This is a genomic window from Streptomyces sp. NPDC044984, from assembly GCF_040646935.1.
Classification (GTDB): domain Bacteria; phylum Actinomycetota; class Actinomycetes; order Streptomycetales; family Streptomycetaceae; genus Streptomyces.
Genome location: NZ_JBEZBE010000016.1, coordinates 168,947 through 185,254, shown reverse-complemented (window position 1 = coordinate 185,254; position 16,308 = coordinate 168,947). Strand labels below are relative to the sequence as shown.

12 protein-coding genes are annotated in these 16,308 nt (G+C 71.9%); 9 read left to right on the top strand and 3 right to left on the bottom strand.

Annotated features, from left to right (window positions below):
* From AB0A94_RS19635 to AB0A94_RS19625, 3 genes are all read left to right on the top strand, one after another.
* Window positions 1–4,422 (top strand): putative T7SS-secreted protein (locus tag AB0A94_RS19635; RefSeq protein ID WP_361745876.1); only part of this gene is annotated, 4,422 nt, incomplete at its 5' end.
* A gap of 29 nt (window positions 4,423–4,451) precedes the next feature.
* Window positions 4,452–4,889 carry a hypothetical protein gene (locus AB0A94_RS19630; protein WP_361745874.1) on the top strand — a complete coding sequence of 146 codons (438 nt, stop codon included), beginning with the start codon at window positions 4,452–4,454 and terminating at the stop codon, window positions 4,887–4,889.
* Between the two features lie 244 nt (window positions 4,890–5,133).
* Window positions 5,134–5,553 carry a contact-dependent growth inhibition system immunity protein gene (locus tag AB0A94_RS19625; RefSeq protein ID WP_361745872.1) on the top strand — a complete coding sequence of 140 codons (420 nt, stop codon included), beginning with the start codon at window positions 5,134–5,136 and terminating at the stop codon, window positions 5,551–5,553.
* An 816-nt stretch (window positions 5,554–6,369) separates the two neighbouring features.
* Here AB0A94_RS19625 and AB0A94_RS19620 read toward each other — a convergent pair.
* Window positions 6,370–6,792 carry a secondary thiamine-phosphate synthase enzyme YjbQ gene (locus AB0A94_RS19620; RefSeq protein ID WP_361745870.1) on the bottom strand — a complete coding sequence of 141 codons (423 nt, stop codon included), beginning with the start codon at window positions 6,790–6,792 and terminating at the stop codon, window positions 6,370–6,372.
* An 83-nt stretch (window positions 6,793–6,875) separates the two neighbouring features.
* Here AB0A94_RS19620 and AB0A94_RS19615 point away from each other — a divergent pair, with 83 nt between their 5' ends.
* On the top strand, window positions 6,876–7,955 hold the full coding sequence (locus tag AB0A94_RS19615) for an NAD(P)-binding domain-containing protein (protein ID WP_361745868.1): 1,080 nt from the start codon (window positions 6,876–6,878) through the stop codon (window positions 7,953–7,955).
* Window positions 7,956–7,973: 18 nt separating this feature from the next.
* On the opposite strand, the gene mltG is transcribed toward AB0A94_RS19615, so the two are convergent.
* Both mltG and AB0A94_RS19605 read right to left on the bottom strand, forming a co-directional pair.
* Entirely contained in the window at window positions 7,974–8,831 is an 858-nt protein-coding gene (gene mltG / locus AB0A94_RS19610) for an endolytic transglycosylase MltG (protein WP_361745866.1), read from the bottom strand.
* Window positions 8,832–8,874: 43 nt separating this feature from the next.
* Window positions 8,875–10,677 (bottom strand): ABC transporter ATP-binding protein, encoded by a 1,803-nt coding sequence (locus AB0A94_RS19605; RefSeq protein ID WP_361745864.1) that lies wholly within the window; start codon window positions 10,675–10,677, stop codon window positions 8,875–8,877.
* A 102-nt stretch (window positions 10,678–10,779) separates the two neighbouring features.
* Between AB0A94_RS19605 and AB0A94_RS19600 the strand changes: the two genes are divergently transcribed.
* The 5 genes from AB0A94_RS19600 to AB0A94_RS19580 all read left to right on the top strand — a co-directional run bounded on the left by AB0A94_RS19600 (window position 10,780) and on the right by AB0A94_RS19580 (window position 16,293).
* Window positions 10,780–11,253, top strand: coding sequence for a MarR family transcriptional regulator (locus tag AB0A94_RS19600; RefSeq protein WP_361745862.1), 474 nt, complete (start codon window positions 10,780–10,782; stop codon window positions 11,251–11,253).
* A gap of 202 nt (window positions 11,254–11,455) precedes the next feature.
* Window positions 11,456–13,306: an ABC transporter ATP-binding protein gene (locus AB0A94_RS19595; protein WP_361745860.1), complete on the top strand. Its 1,851-nt coding sequence runs from the start codon at window positions 11,456–11,458 to the stop codon at window positions 13,304–13,306.
* Complete coding sequence (locus AB0A94_RS19590; RefSeq protein ID WP_361745858.1) at window positions 13,303–15,084, top strand: ABC transporter ATP-binding protein; 1,782 nt, start codon at window positions 13,303–13,305, stop codon at window positions 15,082–15,084. Before AB0A94_RS19595 ends, AB0A94_RS19590 begins: the two co-directional genes overlap by 4 nt.
* 468 nt (window positions 15,085–15,552) lie before the next feature.
* Window positions 15,553–16,023, top strand: a complete 471-nt coding sequence (locus tag AB0A94_RS19585) for a DUF5709 domain-containing protein (RefSeq protein ID WP_361745856.1) — start codon at window positions 15,553–15,555, stop codon at window positions 16,021–16,023.
* A gap of 15 nt (window positions 16,024–16,038) precedes the next feature.
* Window positions 16,039–16,293 carry a type B 50S ribosomal protein L31 gene (locus AB0A94_RS19580; RefSeq protein WP_073934726.1) on the top strand — a complete coding sequence of 85 codons (255 nt, stop codon included), beginning with the start codon at window positions 16,039–16,041 and terminating at the stop codon, window positions 16,291–16,293.
* The last annotated feature ends 15 nt before the right edge of the window (window positions 16,294–16,308 follow it).

The window sequence follows — 16,308 nt, the reverse complement described above, 5'->3', positions numbered from 1 at the left end:
GGCAAGGCGGCCGAGGCGCTGCGCAAGGCGGTGAGCACGCAGCCGCCCAAGTGGTTCACGGGCGCCGACGCCTGCGAGAAGGCGGCCGCCGCGCTGGAGTCGTTCGCCTCCACCGTGACCTGGGCGCAGGGGCAGGCGCAGACGGCGATCGAGAAGTGGAAGGAGGGGGTCAAGGCGTCCCAGGACGCCGCGGACGCCCACCGCGAGAAGATCGACGGCTACAACAGGGCCGTCGAGCGCTACAACGCCCAGCCCGCCGACCGGCGCGACCCGTCCACGCTGCCGCCCTGCCCGGCGCCGACGTTCGACGATCCGGGCAAGAAGCTGATGCAGGAGGCGCAGGAGATCCTCGCCGACGCCCGCAAGCAGCGCAACACGGCCGCGGAGAGTGCCCGCAGCGCCGTCCGCGCGGCGCGGGACCTGGCCCCCGAGAAGCCGTCGTACGCGCAGCAGGCGGGGCAGGGTCTGCAGGAACTGCAGATCATGGGCGACCACGTCGGCGGCGGGATCATCAAGGGCACCGCGGGACTGGTGAACTTCGTGCGGGGCATCAACCCGCTGGACCCGTACAACATCACCCACCCCGCCGAGTACGCGACGAACCTCAACAGCCTGGCCTCCGGCCTGGTGCTGGCCGCCAACGACCCGGTGGGCACCGGCAGGCAGATGGTCAGCGACTTCATGAAGGACCCCTACGAGGGCTTCGGACGGCTCGTGCCCGACCTCGCGCTGACCGCGGCCACCGGCGGCGCGGGCGCAGGTGTCAAGGGTGTGCGCATCGCCGCGGACGCCGCCGACGCCGCGCGGGTGCGCAACCTGGTCGACAACGCCCCCGACGGCACCCACGACCGCCCCGACGGCACCCGCACCACCGACGGCACCGACCCCGTCGACCTCGCCTCCGGCCGCATGTTCCTCCCCCAGACCGACATCGAACTGCCCGGCATCCTGCCCCTGACGTTCACCCGCCGCACCGAGTCCGGCCTCACGGCCGGCCGCTTCCTCGGGCCGTCCTGGACCTGCACCGTCGACGAGCGCCTGGAGATCGACCCGGTCGGCGTCGTCCACGTCACCGCCGACGGCCTGCTGATCCCGTATCCGCACCCGGTCCCCGGCTCCCCCACCCGCCCCGAGTCGGGAACGGCCCGCACTCTGCTCGCGCGCGACGCGGACGGCGACTACACGCTCACCGACCCCGACACCGGCCTGACCCGCCACTTCACCGCCCCGCACGATGCCGAGCCCGGCGGCGACGGAACCGCCTGGCTGACCTCTCTCACCGACCGCAACGGCCACACGATCACCGTCGACCGCACCGAGGACGGGCTGCCGCTGGCCCTGGTCCACTCGGCCGGCTATCACGTGAAGCTGACCGTCACCGACAGGAAGATCACCGCTCTCCTCCTGACCGGCGTGGGCGAGGCAGGCGCGGACCTGCCGCTGATGTCCTACGGCTACGACCAGAACGGCAACCTCACCACCGTCACCAAGCCCTCCGGCGCCACCACCACCTTCCTCTACGACGACCGCCGCCGCGTCACCGCCTGGATCGACTCCAACAACAGCCGCTACGACTACGCCTACGACCACCACGACCGCGTCGTCGCCGAGGGCGGCGAGGCCGGCCACGTCCAGATCACCCTCGCCTACACCGACCCCGACCCCGCCACCGGCCACCGCACCACCACCCTCACCACCGCCGACGGCCGCACCACCCGCCACCTCATCGACCACCGCTGCCGGGTGATCGCCACCACCGACCCGGCCGGCCACACCAGCCGGTACAGCTACGACGCCCACGGCAACCTCGTGAGCCGTACCGACCCACTGGGGCGAACGACCGCCTTCACCTACGACGAGGACGGCCGTCTCGTCTCGGCGGTCCGCCCCGACGGCAGCGGACACACCATGAGGCCGGGGCGTTTCGGGAGGCACACGGAACTGGTCGGACCCGACGGGGCGCGATGGTTCCAGGAGTTCGACGAACGCGGTAACCGCACCTCCGTCACCGACCCCGGTGGTGGCACGACCCGCTTCACCTACGACACCCGAGGTCGCCTGACGTCGGTCACCGACGCACTCGGCGCCGTCACCACGGTGCGGTGCGACGATGCGGGGCTGCCGGTACAGGTCACCGACCCGGCAGGGGGCAAAGTCCTCCTGGAGCGCGACGCGTTGGGCAGCGTGGTCCGTGTCACCGACCCGGGCGGCGGGGTGACCTGCCTCGAGTGGGACGCTGACAGGAATCTCGTCCGACGCGTCGCACCGGACGGCACCGTCGAGTCCTGGACCTACGACGGGGAGGGCAACCAGCTCACGCACACCGACCCGGTCGGCGGTGTCTCCCGCTGCGAGTACAGCCACTTCGATCTGCTGACCGCCCGAACCGCTCCCGACGGCGCTCGATACACATTCGCGTACGACGCCGGCCTCCGACTCGTCGAGGTCACCGATCCGCAGGGCGCACGGTGGACGTACGAGTACGACGCGGCAGGCCACGTGGCCGCGGAGACCGACTTCGACGGCAGGACGCTCCGCTACCGGTTCGACCCCGCCGGGCTGCTGCTCTCCCGCACGGACGCGCTCGGGCAGACCATCACCTTCGAGCGTGACCAGCTGGGACGGGTACTGCGGAAGGACGCCGCGGGGAAGGTCACCACCTACGAGTACGACCCGGCCGGACGCCTTCTGCGTGCGACGGGGCCGGACAGTGAACTGCTCTGCGTGTACGACCGTCGTGGCCGGCTCAAGGCCGAGATCGTCGACGGCCGCACCATGAGCTACGCCTACGACGCCGTGGGACGCAGGACCCGCCGCATCACGCCCACCGGGCATGTCACCACCTACGGATACGACACGGGCGGCCGCCCCGGACGACTGACCACCGGCCGGAACTCGGTCTTCTTCACCCACGACGTCGCGGGCCGTGAAACGGCCCGGGTCTTCGGTGACGTCGAGGGCGCTCTCACCATCACCTCCGCCTGGGACGCGGCCGGTCGTCTTGCCACCGAACACGTGAGCGTCGGCGGCCGGACACTCAACCGGCGCGCCTACACGTACCGCCCGGACGGCTATCTCAGCGCGGTCGACGACCAGTTGGCCGGAAACCGTTCCTTCGACCTGGATGCCGTCGGCCAGGTCGTCGGCGTTCGGGCGCAGAACTGGTCCGAGCGGTACGTGTACGACGCGAGCGGCAACCAGGTGGAGGCCATCTGGCCCGTCTCCCATCCGGGGAGCGAGGCGATCGGACAGCGGACCTACGCCGGCTCGGCGATCCTCCGTGCCGGAGCCGTCCGCTTCGAGCACGACGTGCTCGGCCGCATCACCCTCCGCCAGAAGCGGCGTCCGTCCCGGCGCCCGGACACCTGGCGCTACACCTGGGACGCGGAGAACCGGCTCACCTCGGTCGTCACTCCGGACGGAACCCACTGGCGCTACCGGTACGACGCGCTGGGCCGTCGCACCGCCAAACAGCGGCTGGCCGACGACGGCGAGACGGTGGCCGAGGAGATCCGGTTCTCATGGGACGGGATGACGCTCTGCGAAGAGGCCATCCTCCAGGCTGACCTCCGAACCACGGTCGCCCTCACCTGGGACCACCGCTCCGGTGTTCCCCTGTCCCAGACCGAGCGCGTCCTCGGTGCGGGTACCCGCCAGGAAGAGATCGACCGTCGGTTCTTCGCCATCGCCACCGATCTGGTCGGCACGCCCACCGAGCTGATCGACGAGGACGGCGCCGTCGTGTGGCGCAAGCGGGCCACCCTGTGGGGCACCACTGCCTGGGCGAGAGACAGCAAGGCCTACACTCCGCTGCGCTTTCCCGGCCAGTACTACGACCCCGAGACCGGCCTCCACTACAACCTGTTCCGTCACTACGATCCCGAGACAGCCCGCTACATCACGCCCGACCCCCTCGGCCTCGCTCCCGCGCCCAACCCCGTCACCTACGTACGCAACCCCCACACCTGGTCCGATCCGCTCGGGCTCAGTCCTTATCCGCGCGGCGAGCGAGGCAACCCGTTCGACCACCGTGCCGACGCGGAGCGGGCCGCCTACGAACTCGCCGGCGTGCGGTACGGCGAGGAACCGATCGCCGAATGGACCGTGACCGGGGATCGGCACCTCAAGCACGCCCCCGGGTACATCTACTCGTCCGACCCGGCCCACTGGGGTCACTTCCGCCAGTTCGAGACGGACAACGGCTCGCGCGTGGTGGTCGAGCACACCCACGATCCGGCGGGCCCGCACTTCCATGCCGGAAAACCGAAGAACGACGACACTCGAAGCCTGGTCAACTTCGGCTGGGACAACACACAGATCCAACGGCCGGACGGCACCGTCGGCTATCCGGAGTCCATGGAGAGGTATGCCAAGATAAACAAGCCAGGTGGTGATCATCACCTTTTCTATTCGGGCGGCTGAACCCGGCGAACCGACGGAGGGTAAGCAGTATGAACGACCGGCTGACGCCACACTGGCTGGAGATCTTCGAGAACTGCGGTCTCGAGATCGTGGAGGACCAGACGCACGACGGACCTCCCGTCAATGCCGCGCTCCATGCGGTGAACGGGGTCGAGGTCCGGCCGTCGGCCGAGGTCTCCGACTCGGACCCTCAGGCCCTGGAGAAGCTGAGCAGGGAGTGGCACCGGTGGGCCGAGCCTGCGCGCTTGTTCATGGAGAGCGGCGACTTCCTGGTCCTGCCCCCTGGATCCGGCGGGAGCAAGGTCGGCTGGGTGCGGGTGAGGGACCGGGTCGGCGAGAACCTTCCCTCGCGTGTCGCCGCCGCGACGGGCGCCCCCGAGTTCATCGCCGTCTCGGTGGACGGACGTCATCTGTGTGCCTCCACGGTGGAGGACGACGACTACTGGGTGGTCGTGCACGAGTTCTGAGGCCCGGAACCTCGCCGCCGACCTGGGCACGCGCATGGGGTGCCGGGCTCCGTCGTGCCCGTACGTGACGAGCGTCTTCTTCTCGTCCCGCGTCTTGTAGCCGGTGTTCGGGCAGCCGATGACCGAGCGGGGTCTGGACGTGTCGATCGACAAGCGTAAGCAAGTGATCACCGAGTCGGATCGGCTCAACGGTTTCCTGCATTCCATCGGACACCGTTGAGCTTCTCCGGAGAGCTGGAAGAGAATGTTGTCCGACATTGCGGACAAGACACATTCCATCGAGGAATTGGAAGGCGTCCGCTGGCCCGATCCGCCGTCCGACACCACCTCTCTCGTCCGTTCGGTGCACGCCCTGCGAAAGCGGCCCGTGGGCGAACTGTCCACGGAGGAGACGCACAGGCTGATCGGTCAGGACATCGGGGTGCGCCGGCTCCTGCCGATGGCCTTGGAACACCTTCGCGTGGCCGCGCAACAGGAGGCGGTATCCGTCTGGCTCGACGACGACCTGTTGTCCGCGGTCGTCACGCGTGAGGGCGAGATGTGGCGGCGCCGGCCGGAGTTGGCCCGCCACCTCGACACAACCATTCGCATGCTTCCCGAACTGTCCCCGTACGTCCAGCCGGAGGTGGACGCGTTCCGTTCCGCCGTCGCCGACCTGCTCTGACACGCGGCCTCTTCGTTGGCCCTCACGAAGCGGGGGCGAGGGTCATGCTCAACGCGGACTGCACGTTCCGGTCCGTGTGGAAGCTGACCGCCGAGCAGTTCACCGGCATCGTCGACGACGGGTTTCTCCGAGGACGACTCGACCGGAACGTCAGGAACCGTCGATCGCCGTTTCGCGCGTGCTGGTCGCGGCCGGTTGTCGTGCCCTGGGGCGGCGCACGTTCCGCGTACCGATCCGTCCGGCCGGTTCGGCGCCTCCACCGGCACGAACCCCCTGCCGGCCGACAAGGACTGGACGCGGCACAGGCCCTCTTCGGTCGCTACGCGGAAACCGTCTCCGGAAGTCACCCGGGCCTGCCTGCCGTCGCTGCCGCCCCTCCCCCACGGAACCGGGCCCGGTCCCGGCCCGGGGAAGTCACCTCGGACAGCGCGGCAGCACGGTTGCCGGCGCTTCTCGACGCATTCGCACAAGGCTCATGCAGTGCTCCTGAGTTCGCACGCGGCTGGTGGGAGAACCAGCGGACCTCACAGGCGAACGGCGAACGGATCCGTGAGCCGCTCGCCCGTCTTCTCTCAACCGTGTGTTCCTGACACTCGAGGACTACGCGATCGAGCCGGACCTGGAACGCATGTCGCGAGGAGACCATCGGACGGGGAAGGCGACGAACCAGGACACCACCCGGTGGCGGCTGACGCATCGCCTGCCCGCGCCCGGGTCCGCCAACCGGTCGATCCCGTCCAGTGACGCCGCCGGCGCAGGCGCACCCGCTCGTTCGGCTCATCCGAAACCACTCGTGCGGTGACGAAAGCCGTGGAGCTACCCGAGGAACGACAGACGGACCTGACGGTTTGCATTGTCGCGATTTGTGTCGACCAGGCACACCGACTGCCAGGTGCCCAGTTCCAGCCGTCCGTCCACCACCGGGAGCGTCGCGTGGGGCGGGACGAAGGCGGGCAGGACGTGGTCGCGGCCGTGGCCGGGGCTGCCGTGGCGGTGCTGCCAGCGGTCGTCGGCGGGCAGCAGGGTGTGCAGGGCGGACAGGAGGTCGTCGTCGCTGCCGGCGCCGGTCTCGATGACGGCGATCCCGGCCGTGGCGTGCGGCACGAAGATGTTCAGCAGGCCGTCCCGGCCGGCCGCCGTCTCCCGCAGGAAGGCTTCGCAGTCGCCGGTGATGTCGGCGACCCTCTCCTCGGAGCCGGTGGCGATGTTCAGGACTCGGGTGGTGAAGGCATCGGACATGGGCTCCATCCTGGCCCATGCGCCCGGCTTCCCGGGGGAGCGTCGGCGGGAAGATCCACGACCTCCGCACGGTTGGTGGAAACGTGAACGACATGCGCGAGGTCGAGGTGGTCGTCATAGGCGCCGGGCAGGCCGGGCTGTCGAGCGCCCATCACCTGCGGCGGGCCGGTTTCGAGCCGGACCGCGGCTTCGTGGTGCTGGACCACTCCCCCGGTCCCGGCGGCGCCTGGCAGTTCCGCTGGCCGTCGCTGACGTACGGCAAGGTGCACGGGATGCACGCGCTGCCCGGCATGGAGCTCGACGGCGCCGATCCGGCGCGGGCCTCCTCCGAGGTGATCAGCGAGTACTTCGACCGCTACGAGCGGACCTTCGACCTGCGGGTACGGCGTCCGGTGGACGTGCGGGCGGTGCGGGAGGGGTCCGGCGGACGGCTGCTGGTGGAGACCTCGGACGGCGACTGGTCGGCGCGGGCGCTGATCAGCGCCACCGGCACCTGGGACCGGCCGTTCTGGCCGCGCTATCCGGGCCGGGAGACCTTCCGGGGGCGGCAGTTGCACACGGCGCGGTACCCGGGGCCGGAGGCGTTCGCCGGGCAGCGGGTGGTCGTGGTGGGCGGCGGCGCGTCGGGGACCCAGCACCTGCTGGAGATCGCGCCGTACGCGGCGGCCACGACCTGGGTGACCCGGCGGCCCCCGGTCTTCCGTGAGGGCCCCTTCGACGAGGAGGCGGGCCGGGCGGCCGTGGCGCTCGTCGAGGAGCGGGTGCGGCAGGGGCTGCCGCCGCGCAGTGTCGTCTCGGTGACGGGGCTGCCGCTCAACGACGCGATCCGCCGGGGTCTGGCCGACGGTGTGCTCGACCGGCAGCCCATGTTCGAGCGGATCACGCCCGACGGTGTGGAGTGGGCGGACGGGCGGCGGGTGGTGGCCGACGTCATCCTGTGGGCGACCGGTTTCCGGCCGGCCGTCGGGCATCTCGCCCCGCTGCGGCTGCGGGAGCCGGGGGGCGGGATCAGGGTCGAGGGGACGCGGGCGGTCGCCGACCCGCGGATCCATCTGGTCGGCTACGGCCCCTCGGCGAGCACCATCGGCGCCAACCGGGCCGGACGCGCGGCGGTACGGGACATCAGGCGGCTGCTGGCGCGGGAGGAGCGGGCCGCGGCGTGACGGCCGGGGGCCGGCCGCTCACTTCCTGGACGGTGCGCTCGTCTTCCCGCTCGCCTTCTTCCGTTCGGCGTCGGACTCGGCGACGTTGCGCTGGTGTTCCGCGTGGTCGGCCGTGAAGCGGGTGTCACCCGGTCTGACGGTGACGAAGTAGAGCCAGTCGCCCGGGGCCGGGTTGATCGCGGCGCGCACCGCGTCCTCGCCGGGGTTGTCGATCGGGGTCGGGGGCAGCCCCATGCGCCGGTAGGAGTTGTAGGGGCTGTCGACCTCGGTGTCGACGGCCGTCGTGCGCGGCGCCCCGCGGTTGAGGGCGTAGTCGACGGTGGAGTCCATCTGGAGCGGCATCCCGCGCTCCAGCCGGTTGAAGATCACCCGGGCCACCTTGCCCATGTCGGCCTTGGTGGGTGCCTCCGCCTGGACGATGCTCGCGACGGTGACCGCCTGGTAGACGTTCATCGCGTTGCGCTGCGCACCGGCGGCGATCGGGGCTCCGTTGAACTTCTTGTCGGCGGTGTCGACCATGCGGGACAGCAGCTTCTGGGGAGTCGCCTTCTCCCCGAGCGGATAGGTCGTAGGGAAGAGGTAGCCCTCCGGGTTGCCCCCGGCCTCGTGGGGCAGCTTCAGGTCCGCCTTGGCGAGGGACTTCTTCGTGGTGCCGGCGGGCAGGTCGAGGACCTCGTCGACGGCGGCGTACACCTGGCTCGCGCGCCAGCCCTCCGGGACCACCAGGGTCGTGGGGCGGGAGTCGTCACCGCCGTTCATGATCAGCAGCGGCACCGCCACGGCGGTGCCGGCCACGACGGCCCCGAGCACCGCGAGGACGAGACGGCCCCGGCGCGTCAGTCGGATCGTGCTCCGTGACGGAGTGTTCGTCTGCATGCGGGCACGGTAACCCGCACATCGGGACAAACCCGGCATATCTTCATTTTGTCGGTTCCAGTCGGACGTCCCGGCGCACGAGGGCCGCATAGCGCCCGCCGCGCTCCAGCAGCTCTTCGTGCGTACCGCGTTCGACCGCGCGACCGGAGTCGAGGACCACGATCTGGTCGGCGCTCCGGACGGTGGACAGCCGGTGGGCGATGGTGACCGTGGTGCGGTCGGCCGACAGCGCGTCGATGGCCTCCTGGACGGCGGCCTCGGTACGGGTGTCCAGGGCGCTGGTGGCCTCGTCGAGCACCAGGACCGGCGGGTCGCGCAGGATGGTCCGGGCGATCGCCAGGCGCTGCTTCTCACCACCGGAGAAGCGGTGACCGCGCTCGCCGACCACCGTGTCGTACCCGTCGGGCAGGGCGGCGATGTGGTCGTGGATCTGGGCGGCCCGCGCCGCCGCGTGCAGCTCCTCGTCGGTGGCGTCCGGCTTGGCGAAGCGCAGGTTGTCCGCGACCGAGGCATGGAAGAGGTACGTCTCCTGGGAGACGACGCCCACCGCGCGGGCCAGCGTGTCGAAGTCGAGGTCGCGGACGTCGACGCCGTCGAGGGTGACCCGGCCGCCCGTCACGTCGTACAGCCGCGGCACGAGGTGACCGAGGGTGGACTTGCCGGCGCCGGTGGGGCCGACCACGGCGAGGCTGCCGCCCGGGGGGACGGTGATGTCGATGCCGTCGAGGACGGGGCCGCTCTTGTCGTCGTAGCCGAAGGTGACGCCCTCGAAGCGGACCTCGCCCTTGATCCGGTCGAGGTGGACCGGGTCCGCGCGCTCGGTGATGTCGACCGGGAGGTCGAGGTACTCGAAGATGCGCTGGAAGAGCGCGAGCGACGTCTGGATCTGGACACCGGTGGACAGCAGGCTCACCGCCGGGCGGAACAGGCCCTGCTGGAGCGAGACGAAGGCGACGATGGTGCCGATGGAGACCTCGGGGCCGCCCGTCTGCAGGGCGATGCCGGCCGTCCAGTAGATGATCGCCGGCATGGCCGACATGACGATCGTGATGACGGCCATGCGCCAGCGGCCGGCCATGTTCGACCGGACCTCCAGGTCGACCAGACGCTCCGACTCGTCCGAGAAGGCTCCGGTCAGCGAGTCGGAGCGGCCCATGGTGCGGCCGAGCAGGATGCCGCTGACCGAGAGCGACTCGGTGACCGTGGCGGCCATCACCGCCATCTGCTTCTGGCGCCGGGTGGTGATCCTCTTGCGTTCGTCGCCGACGCGGCGGCTGATCCAGACGAACACCGGGAGCAGGACCAGCGTCACGACGGTCAGCCGCCAGTCGAGCACCAGCATCGCGACGACGGTGGCGACCACGCTGGTGAGGTTGGAGACCAGGGACGTCGCCGTGGAGGTCACGGTGGCCTGCATGCCGCCGATGTCGTTGGCGATGCGGGACTGGACCTCGCCGGTGCGGGTGCGGGTGAAGAAGGCGAGCGACATGCGCTGGAGCCGGCCGTAGACGGCGGTGCGCAGGTCGTGCATCACGCGCTGGCCGACGGTGGTCGAGATCAGGGTCTGCAGCACGCCGAAGACGCTGGTGAGGACGGCGCTGAGGATCATGCCGAGCGCGAGCAGGCTGAGCAGTCCGGTGCGGCCCTCGGGGATGGCGACGTCGAGGATCGCCTTCAGCAGGAACGGGGTGGCCACCGAGACCAGCGAGGCGGCGCCGACGAGCAGGCCGACGATCGCGAGGCGGCCCCGGTAGGGACGGAAGAGCTTCAGGATGCGCCGCACCTGCCGGGGTTGCTCCTCGGCGTCGGCAGGCGGGGTCCAGTCGGGTTCGTGGTCGGGATGCATGGTCTCCTTAAGGTCGGACGCCCGGGAGGTGCCCCGGGGCGAGTGGAACCCGTTCATTGTTACCTATGCTCACAGTGAACGGCATCCTGATACTGTTCCCGCATGACCGCCCCCGACCCCGACGGCCTGCTGGCCGAGCAGCTGCTGCGGCTCACCCGCCGGGTGCACCGCATCCAGAAGCGCCATCTGGAGCGGCGCGAGCTCGGCATCACCCCTGCCCAGTCACGGCTGCTGCGCACCCTCGCGCACTACGGTTCACCGCCCCGCATGGCCGATCTGGCCGAGCGGCTGGAGGTGGTCCCCCGCGCCGTCACCACACTGGTCGACGGACTGGAGGCGAACGACAAGGTGCGGCGGGTACCGGATCCGGCCAATCGGCGGGTGATCCGGATCGAGCTCACCGACGACGGGCGCGCGGCCCTGCGGGAGCTGCGCGCCGCGCGCCGGTCCGCCGCCGAGGAGATCCTGGCCCCGCTGGGGGAGGCGCAGCGCGAGGCGCTGGGCGAGTTGCTGGACACCCTGATCGACGGGACGGTCCCCGCGCGGTGCGGCGATGCGTCCGGACGACCCGTGTGACGTGACGGTACGGCGGTGCCGGCCGCCCGGACCGCCGGTTCTGTGCGGTCGTGTGGAAAACCGTTTGCCTCCCGGCACGTAGCGGGGTCAACCTGTCACGGTTTGCTGCCGCCGTCCTCGGACGGCGCGCGGCCGCGCCCGCACACCCCTCCACCTTTTTCTCCCGTTTCCGCCTCCCCCTGATCCGAGCCACTGGGACGTCATGCAGATCCAAGACCTTCCGTTCCCCGACCCGGGGGTGCCCGACGCGCGCTCGGGTCCCCGTTTCCTCTGGTGGCTCTTCCGGAACCAACTGTCCGGGCAGCTCAAGTCGCTGGCCTGGGGCCTGCTGCACTTCGCCTCCGTGGCCTCGCTGCCGTTCTGCGTCGGCGTCGCCGTCCAGGCCGCGGTCGACCGCTCCGGCGGCCGGCTCGCGCTGGCCGGCGGCCTGCTGGCGCTGGCCTGCGCGGGCAACGCGGTCGGCGACACCTTCCTGCACCGCGCCGCCGTCACCAACTGGATCACCGCGGCGGCCCGCGTCCAGCAGCTGCTGGCCCGCAAGGCGGCGACGCTGGGCTCCGCGCTGACCCGGCGGGTCGCCGCCGGGGAGGTCGTGGCGGTCTCCACCGGTGACGTCGAGAAGATCGGGTGGTTCGTGGAGGCCCTGTCGCGGTTCACCGCGGCGGCGGTCACCATCGTGCTGGTCTGCGTCGGCCTGGTCGTCTACCAGCCGGCGCTGGGGGTCGTCGTCGCCGTGGGACTGCCGGTGCTGGCGATCGCGGTTCTGCCGCTGCTGCCCCGCGCCACCCGGCGGGCGGACGTCCAGCGCGAGAAGGCCGGCCGGGCCACCGAACTCGCCTCGGACACCGTCGCCGGACTGCGCGTGCTGCGCGGCATCGGCGGCGAGGAACTGTTCCTCGACCGCTACCGCCGCGCCTCTCAGGAGGTCCGCCACGCCGCCGTGCGCAGCGCCAGGATGTGGGCCCTGATCTCCGCGATCCAGGTGATGCTGCCGGGGATCCTCCTGATCACGGTGGTCTGGTACGGCGTCCATCTCGCCCGCGAGGGCCGGATCACCGTCGGTGAACTGGTCACCGTCTACAGCTCGGTCATGGTGCTCACCTACCCGCTGCGGCACTTCGAGGAGATCGCGATGGCGTACTCCTTCTCGCGCCCCTCGGCGAAGCGTGCCGCGCGTGTGCTGTCGCTGGAGCGGGCCACGGACACCGCGGGGTCGCGCGACGCCGGGAACCCGTCCGGCGACCTGTACGACCCGGCGACCGGTCTGCTCGCCCCCGCGGGCCGGCTCACCGCCGTGGTGTGCGGGGACCCGGACGCGGCGGGACGGCTGGCCGAACGGCTCGGCGGACACGCCTCCGAGCGGGGCACCTCGGTGCTGCTCGGCGGGGTGCCGCTCGACGAACTGCCGCTGGACTCCGCCCGCCGGGCCGTCCTCGTGCAGGACAAGGATCCGGTGCTGCTCTCCGGCACCCTGCGCGAGCTGCTCGACGTGCCGGCGTCCGGTGCGGTCGACCCACGCGACGCACTGGACGCCGCGCAGTGCGGGGACGTGCTGGCGGCGCTGGTGCAGGGCTCGGTGGACGCCGCGGATCCGATGGACGCGCGGATCACCGAGCGCGGACGGTCCCTGTCAGGCGGGCAGCGCCAGCGGCTCGCGCTGGCCCGGTCGCTGGTCACGGACCCGGAGGTGCTCGTCCTGGACGAGCCGACCTCGGCCGTCGACTCGCACACCGAGGCCCGCGTCGCCCAGGGCGTGCGGGACCTGCGGGCGCGGCGCACCACCGTGGTGTTCACCTCGTCCCCGCTGCTGCTGGACCGCGCCGACCGGGTGGTGTTCCTGCACGGCGACACCGTCGCGGCGACCGGCGACCACCGCGAACTGGTGCGCACCGAGCCCCGGTACCGGGCCGTGGTGACGCGCGAGACCGAGGACGAGGCCGCGCCGGCCGAGGCCCTGGACAAGGACGGCGTCTTGGACAAGGACGGCGTCCTGCGCGAGGACGAGGTCCTGCACCGACTGGAACAGCTGGAAGAGATCGAGGAGACAGCATGATCGGCGTGGCGCCACCGGCCTACGACCCGGCGGCCCCGACCACGGCCGCCACGCTGCCCGTGGGGGCGCCCGCGACCGTCCGCGCCTACGTGGGCGAGCTGCTGCGCAGGCACCGCCGGGCCTTCGTGCTGCTGATCACCGTGAACACGGTCGCCGTGCTCGCCTCGATGGTGGGCCCGTATCTGCTGGGCGGACTGGTGGAACGGGTCTCGGACCGGGAGCGGGAGCTGCATCTGGAGCTCACGGTCACGCTGTTCGTGCTCGCGCTGGCCCTCCAGGCGGTGTTCGTCCGGCAGGTACGGCTGCGCGGGGCGATGCTCGGCGAGCGGATGCTGGCCGATCTGCGCGAGGACTTCCTGGTCCGGTCGGTCGGGCTGCCGCCGGGGGTGCTGGAACGGGCGGGCACGGGTGATCTGCTGTCGCGGATCACGACCGACATCGACCGGCTCGGCAACGCCATGCGCGAGGCCGTGCCCCAGCTGGCCATCGGCGTGGTGTGGGCGGCGCTGCTGCTGGGCGGACTGGTCGTCACGGCGCCCGAGCTGGCGCCGGCCGTGCTGCTCGCCGTACCGCTGCTGGTGGTCGGCTGCCGCTGGTACTTCCGGCGGGCGCCGGCCGCCTACCGTTCGGAGGCCGCCGGGTACGCCGCCGTGGCCGCCGCGCTCACCGAGACCGTGGACGCGGGGCGGACCGTGGAGGCGCACCGCCTCGGCGCGCGTCGTGTGGCGCTGTCGGACCAGCGGGTCAAGGAGTGGACGGCCTGGGAGCGCTACACCCTCTGGCTGCGGTCGGTGCTCTTCCCCGTCGTCAACATCACCCACGTCACCGTGCTCGGCTCGGTGCTGATGATCGGCGGGGTGTTCGTCCTGCAGGGCTGGATCGGCGTCGGCCAGCTGACCACGGGCGCGTTGATCGCACAGATGCTCGTCGACCCGGTGGGACTGATCCTGCGCTGGTACGACGAGCTGCAGGTGGCACAGGTGTCGCTGGCCCGGCTGGTCGGGGTCCGGGACATCGAGCCCGACGCCGGTGACGCCGCGCTCGCCCCCGACGGGCGCCGGGTGCACGCGGACCGGGTGCACTTCGGCTACCGCGAGGGCGTCGACGTGCTGCGCGAGGTGTCCCTCCAGGTCGCCCCCGGGACCAGGCTGGCACTGGTCGGTCCCTCGGGCGCGGGCAAGTCCACCCTGGGTCGGCTGCTCGCCGGGATCTACGCGCCCCGGGACGGGCGGGTCACCCTGGGCGACGCCGAGCTGTCGCGGATGACCGCGGAACGGGTCCGGGAGCACGTGGCCCTGGTCAACCAGGAGCACCACGTCTTCGTGGGCTCCCTGCGCGACAATCTGCGGCTCGCCAGGACGAACGCGGAGGACGCCGAACTGTGGGCGGCGCTCGGGGCGGTCGACGCGGACGGCTGGGCCCGTGCCCTGGACGAGGGCCTGGACACCGAGGTCGGCTCCGGCGGGTTCGCGCTCACCCCGGCCCAGGCCCAGCAGATCGCGCTGGCCCGGCTGGTGCTGGCCGACCCGCACACACTGGTCCTGGACGAGGCGACCTCGCTGCTCGACCCGCGCGCGGCACGGCACCTGGAACGCTCCCTGGCCCGTGTCCTGGACGGCAGGACCGTCATCGCCATCGCCCACCGCCTGCACACCGCCCACGACGCGGACGTCATCGCCGTCGTGGAGGACGGCCGCATCAGCGAACTGGGCAGCCACGACGATCTGGTCGCGGCGGGCGGAGCGTACGCGGCACTGTGGCGCTCCTGGCACGGCTGAGCCCGCACCGCCCGGGCGGGAGCGGGCCCGCGGGCGAGGTCCCCTCGGATCCGCCGCGGTGCCCCGGGCCGGCCCGGAATCCCGCTGCCCGGGCCGGCGGCGCGGGGCCGTACCGCCGCCCGGCCGCCGGCCCGGGACGTGCGACGCCCACGGCAGCGGTGGGGCCGGGGAACACGGCCCGCGCCGGCGACCGTGCCCGTGCGGGGCCGCGGGCCCGGGGACGGTTCCGGGACGCGGGCCGGGGCAGCGGCGAGGGTGCCGGGCAGGGCGGGAGTCCCGGGCGCGCCGCACGCCGGTGGTGTGCCGTTGCGCGGTGGGGAGCTCCGGTGGAAGGCTGGAGTCAGGCACCGGCTCGGGGACGCCCGGGGCCCGGCGGACCGGGCACGGACGGCGCCGGTGCCCCGTGCAACGGCGACCCGCCGCGGTCCGCGGTGAGAAGGGGCCCGTCCTCACCCCCTGGAGGTACCTGTGAACAGCGCCGACGGATGGGGAGACGACGTCTACCAGCCCGACGGTTCCGAGCAGAGGGAGGACACCGGGCTGCTCGACGCGGAGGACACCCTCGAGTACGACGGTGTCGACGACCCCCTCGACCGGGGCTGGTCCCCGCCGGAACGTCCCTGGGCGGTGGAGCACACCGGCGTGACGGCCGGGGAACGCCAGCGGGGCGAGACGCTGGAACAGCGGCTCGCCGAGGAGCAGCCCGACTCCCCCGCACCCGACGGCGACGGCCTGGGCGATTCCCAGGACACCGACGGGGAACTCCTGGACAACGAGGTGGGCGCCGCACGCTCCGGCCGGCTCGTGGCCCCCGACGAAGGGGCGCACGAGGACGAGGAGGAGGCCCTGGTCGCCATGGACGTCGGCATCGACGGCGCGGCCGCCACCGCCGAAGAGGCCGCGATGCACGTCGTCGACGAGGACAACCTGCCGGGCTGACCCCGAGGAGCATCCATGCAGCAGGACAAGCACCCCGACTACCACCCGGTCGTCTTCCGTGACCGTGCCGCCGGTTACGCCTTCCTCACCCGGTCCACCGCGACCAGCGACCGGACCATCGAGTGGGACGACGGCGAGACCTACCCGGTGGTGGAGGTGGAGATCTCCTCGGAGAGCCACCCGTTCTACACGGGCAGGGCCAGGACCGTGGACACGGAGGGCCGCGTCGCCCGCTTCGAGCGCCGGTACGGCGGTGAGGGCTCGGGCTGAGTCCCGGACGGGCGC